The sequence below is a fragment of the Deinococcus rhizophilus genome (assembly GCF_030271215.1).
In the GTDB taxonomy this organism is placed as follows: Bacteria; Deinococcota; Deinococci; order Deinococcales; family Deinococcaceae; genus Deinococcus; species Deinococcus rhizophilus.
Window position 1 is genome coordinate 1 of sequence record NZ_JASNGB010000214.1, and the last position, 4493, is coordinate 4493.

Annotated in this window: 2 protein-coding genes and 1 pseudogene; all 3 read left to right on the forward strand. The window is 73.2% G+C overall.

Going from position 1 to position 4493, the window contains the following annotated elements:
* Positions 1–1038 (forward strand): SpoIID/LytB domain-containing protein (locus tag QOL99_RS15260; RefSeq protein ID WP_285525079.1); only part of this gene is annotated, 1038 nt, incomplete at its 5' end.
* Positions 1028–3868, forward strand: coding sequence for an LPS-assembly protein LptD (locus QOL99_RS15265; RefSeq protein WP_285525081.1), 2841 nt, complete (start codon positions 1028–1030; stop codon positions 3866–3868). The genes QOL99_RS15260 and QOL99_RS15265, both read left to right, overlap by 11 nt.
* 47 nt (positions 3869–3915) lie before the next feature.
* Positions 3916–4493: pseudogene (locus QOL99_RS15270) on the forward strand (hypothetical protein); the annotation flags it as partial.

Here is a 4493-nt window from a genome sequence, read left to right on the forward strand (position 1 = left end):
GCGCCCCTGGCCGCTCCCCCCGCCCCCGCCGCGCCCCCGGTCCCCTGGACGGTGGGCAACCGGGGCGGCAAGCTCACGCTGGGCGGGCAGGACGCTGGGGGTGAGGTGCTGTACGTGCCGCCCTCGCCGGGCAGCCTGGTGGAGATCGCGGGCAAGACCTACCGGGGCGGCGTGCTGCTGCGGGCGGTGAGCGGAGGGGTGCAGGGCATCAACGTGGTGGATGTGGAGGACTACCTGCGCGGGGTGGTCCCCGCCGAGATGCCCGCGAGCTGGCCCGCCGCCGCGCTTGCCGCGCAGGCCGTGATCGCCCGCACCTACGTCTCGGCCCGCATCAACCCGGCCCTGCCCTACGACACCTGCGCCACCGAGAGCTGTCAGGTCTACCGGGGCGTCCCGGCCGAGAAGGTCGGGACGGACACGGCGATCGGGGCCACCGCCGGGCAGGTGCTCGCGTACGGGGGCAAGCCCGCGCAGACGTACTTTTCCAGCGATTCGGGCGGGCACACGGCGTCCAGCGAGGAGGTCTGGGGGCGCGGCATTCCCTACCTCGTCGCGCAGCCGGACCCGCACTCGGCAGGCAGTCCCCGCGCCAGGTGGCGGGTCGAGGCGACCGCCGCGAAGGTGCAGGCCGCCGCCGAACGCTTCCGGCTGCGGGTGGGCACCGTGCGCTCGGTGGGGGTGGGGCTGACCTCCGCGTCGGGCCGGGTGCTGGAGGTCACGCTGACGGGCAGTGCGGGCACCGGGCGGCTGAGCGGGTTGCAGGCGGGCGACTTCGTGCGGGCGCTGGGAGCGCACAGCACCCGCGTGCGCCTGGGCGGGAGCGTGGGGCCGGGGCCGCTGGTGCTGGAGGGGGCCGGGGCCGGGCACGGGGTGGGCCTCTCGCAGTACGGGGCGCTGGGGATGGCCCGTGCGGGTGCCGACCACCGCCGCATCCTGAGCTTCTACTACCCCGGCACCACGCTGGAACTGCTGGCCGACGCGCCGGGGGAACGGGGCCGCCCGGTGTTCGCGGCGGCGGGGGTGAGCCATGCCGAGTAAGACCATCGGCCGCCTGTTCGGTCACACGGTCCGGCGCACCCTGAAACGCGGTCCCCTCCTCGCCGGGGCGCTCGCCGCGCTGCTCGCGGTGGGCGAGGCAGCGGCCCGCACCGTCCGCATCGTGCAGGCGCAGTCGCTGGAACTGCGGCGCATCGACGATCAGGAGATCGTGATTATCAGCGGCGGGCCGGACGGTGGGCTGGTCGAGCTGCGGGTGGACGACGACGTGGTGCGGGCGGCCCGGGTGGAGTACAACCGCACCCGCCGCACGCTGACGCTGGTGGGCACGGCGTCCTACCGCACCGCCCGCGACGGGCAGGACCTGCGCGGCGAGAACCTCGTGGTGGACCTGGGCTCCGAGGAACTGACCGGCGAGGACGTCCTGATCAGCGACGGGGACATCGAGATTCGCGGGCAGCAGGTCGAGCGCATTCCGGGGCAACTGCGGGCCACCGGGGGCTACTTCACCCCCTGTGCGAAGTGCGGGCGCACGCCCAACGACTACGCCTTTCGCGCCGAGCGCCTGATCGTGTATCCCGGCGACCGCCTGATCGCCTACCGCGCCCAGTTCCTGATCGTGGACGTGCCGGTGCTGTACCTCCCGGTCGTGGTGCTGCCGCTCAACGAGCCCGAGCGCCAGCCGCGCGTCGCGGTGGGGACCGGGGACCCCGACGGGCTGACCGTGCTGGCCGACCTGCCCTTCTCCATCGGGACGAACACGCTGGGCACCACCCTGATCCGCTACTACGAGAACCGCGAACCCGCCATCGGGCTGGGCGTGGACCTGCGCTCCTCCTCGCCGCTGCCCTACGTGGACCGGGTGAACCTCTACGCGCTGGCGAACCCCAAGCCCTTCGCGGCGGACGGGACCCGGCAACCCGGCTACGACGTGGACCTCGACTTCTCGGTGCGGGGACGGGTGCCGCTCTCGCTGGCGGTGCGCGACCTCGACTACAGCCTGAATGTGCGCCGCCGCGACATCGGGCGTTCGCAAACGGACCCGGAGCGCGGCGTGACCAGCGTGGATTTCCGCGCCAGCGTGGAGTACCCGCTGTTCTCGGCGGGGCTCACCTACCTCGACCGTTTCGGGCCGGAGCCGAGGACGGCGCTGTTCACGCCGCTGCGCGAGCCCGAACTCGTGATCGACCCCAAGCCGTACTCGCGCGGCACCTTCACGGTGGACACCCGCCTGACCGCCGGGCGCTACACCGCCGCGAGCAATCCGCTCTCGCGCTCGGCGACCGCGCAGGGGGTCAACATCACGACCACCCGGCTGGAGGAGCAGCACGCGGTCACCTACAGCGCCAAACCCTGGCAGGATGCCGACTTCTCGGTGTCCAACACCTTCACCGGGCGCTACTACGGCACCGGGGCGCGGACGGTGAACCTCGACATTTCCGGGCGGCTCACCCAGCGCTTCAACGTCACCAACACCCTGACCGCCCGCGCGAGCTACATCCGGGTGGAGGGGACCAGCCCCTTCGCCTTCGACGCGCTGCCGGGTCAGCGCCTCAGCGCCCCCATCGGGCTGGACCTGTACACCGTCCCGGTCAAGGACACGACCTTCACGGTGGGCTACAGCCGCGACCTCTTCCTGTCGGAAGACCAGCAGCCTGCCACCAGCTTCGGGGTGACGGTCAACCGCCGCCCGGTCAACCTGAACTTCGGACTGCGGCACAACTTCTCGACCGGGGAGCTGGAAAGCACCTCCTTCAACCTCACCCTCAGCGACCCCACCGCCGATCAGGTCACGGTCGTGCCTGCCCGCCCCGCGCAGCCCGCGACCGGGACGACGGCCGCCGTGCCCGCCCGCCCGGAGACGGTGACGCGCAGCAGCCTCTGGCCCGCGCCCAACCTGACCCTCACCGCGACCGGGGGCTACAACCGGGCGACCGGGTATCAGCCCTTCACCGTGAAGGCGACCGTGACCGGGGACATCCGCAGCAACTACTTCAGCGTGGCGGTGTCCCACGACATCGAGACGCCCCGCCTGCGCTCGCTGAGCGCCGAGTTCGCCGGGGCGACGCGCACGGACACGGTGATCAACCCGGTGTCCTTCTCCGGCAGTGAGACGTGGAACCTCCTGGACAACCGCTTTTCCGGGCGCTACAGCGCGACGTGGCGCGGCGAGTACACGGCGTCGCACACCCACGAGCTGCAGGTGCAGGCCCCCGGCGACGAGCGGGCCAACGGCACGGCCTTGTTCAGCGTGGGCACGGCCCCCGGGCGGGCGACGAACTGGCAGCTGACCTACGGCGGCCCCTTCGACGTGGAGCGCTGGGGCTACACCCGGCCCACCCTGACCGGGAGCGTGCGGGCCACCCGGCCGGGGCAGTCGCTGGCGCTGTCGGCCACCGTGAACACGCCGGGGCTGGAGCAGAAGCGCACCGAGGTCGCGCGGGCCGACCTGAACGCCGACTGGCAGTTCGGCAGCCGCTTCGCCCTGTCGGGCCGGGCCGCCTACAGCCGCACCCGCACGGGCACCTTCCCGGACGACATCGCCACCGACACGCTGATCCTGGACCCGGTGCGCGTCGGGATCGCCATCGGGGACGGGCCGCGCCCCGGGGCCTACGTGACGGCGGCGCTGCGCCAGAGCTTCACCTGGCGGGACGGCGAGCGCGTGAATCCCGCTCCCCTCGCGCCCGTGATCGGGCTGACCATCGACCGCTGCTGCTGGGCCCTGCAGGCCGAGATCGACATGAGCCTGCGCCGCTACCGGCTGGGGATCAGCCTGCCGGGGAGCTCCAGCTACCCCCTGTTCGACTACGGGGTGGGCGGGCTGAACATTCCGCTGCTGCCGGGGACGCTCAATCCGGGCAACCGGTGAGCCTTCCCTCTCCTGCTCCTGCTCCTGACCCCACCGGAGGTTTCGCCATGAAACGCCTTGCCCTGCTGCCCCTGACCGCCCTGCTGCTTTCTGCCTGCACGGGGACGGTGGAGACGCTTCCGGCCCTGCGTCTCGCCGTGCTGACGGACGGGGGCGCGACCCTGCGGACGGTCTCGACGGGCGGGGGAGACGGCACGCGGGTCACGCCCGCCCCGGTGCTCGGCCCCAGCGTGGCGGTCGCGGGAGGCGTGGCGGTGGACACCCTGCCCGGCGGTGGGGCGCGGCTGCTGCTGACCCGGCGGGAGGGGCTGGAGAGCCGCGACGCGAACCTGGGAGACGTGCGGTCCTTCGCGGCCCCCTTCGACGCGCCGGGCTTCGTGCCGCCCTGCTTCGTGACGACGGCGCTCAGCGCGGCGCGGGACCGGATTCTGAGCCTCAGCCAGTGCGACACGGGCGGCGTGCTCAACGGCACCCAGCAGCTCGCCCTCTACCGCACCGACGGGACGCTGGTGTGGCGGGCGGCGCTGGGCGGGGCCGCCGTGGTGACGGGGGGCGACGTGCCGCCAGTGCGGGTGGCGGTGGTGCGCCGCGCCGACGGGGTGGACGTGGCCGTGGTGGCCCGGCC

Coding starts and splice junctions, on each gene's coding strand:
- QOL99_RS15265 (WP_285525081.1), top strand. CDS start 1,028: ATGCCGAGTAAGACCATCGGCCGCCTGTTCGGTCACACGGTCCGGCGC.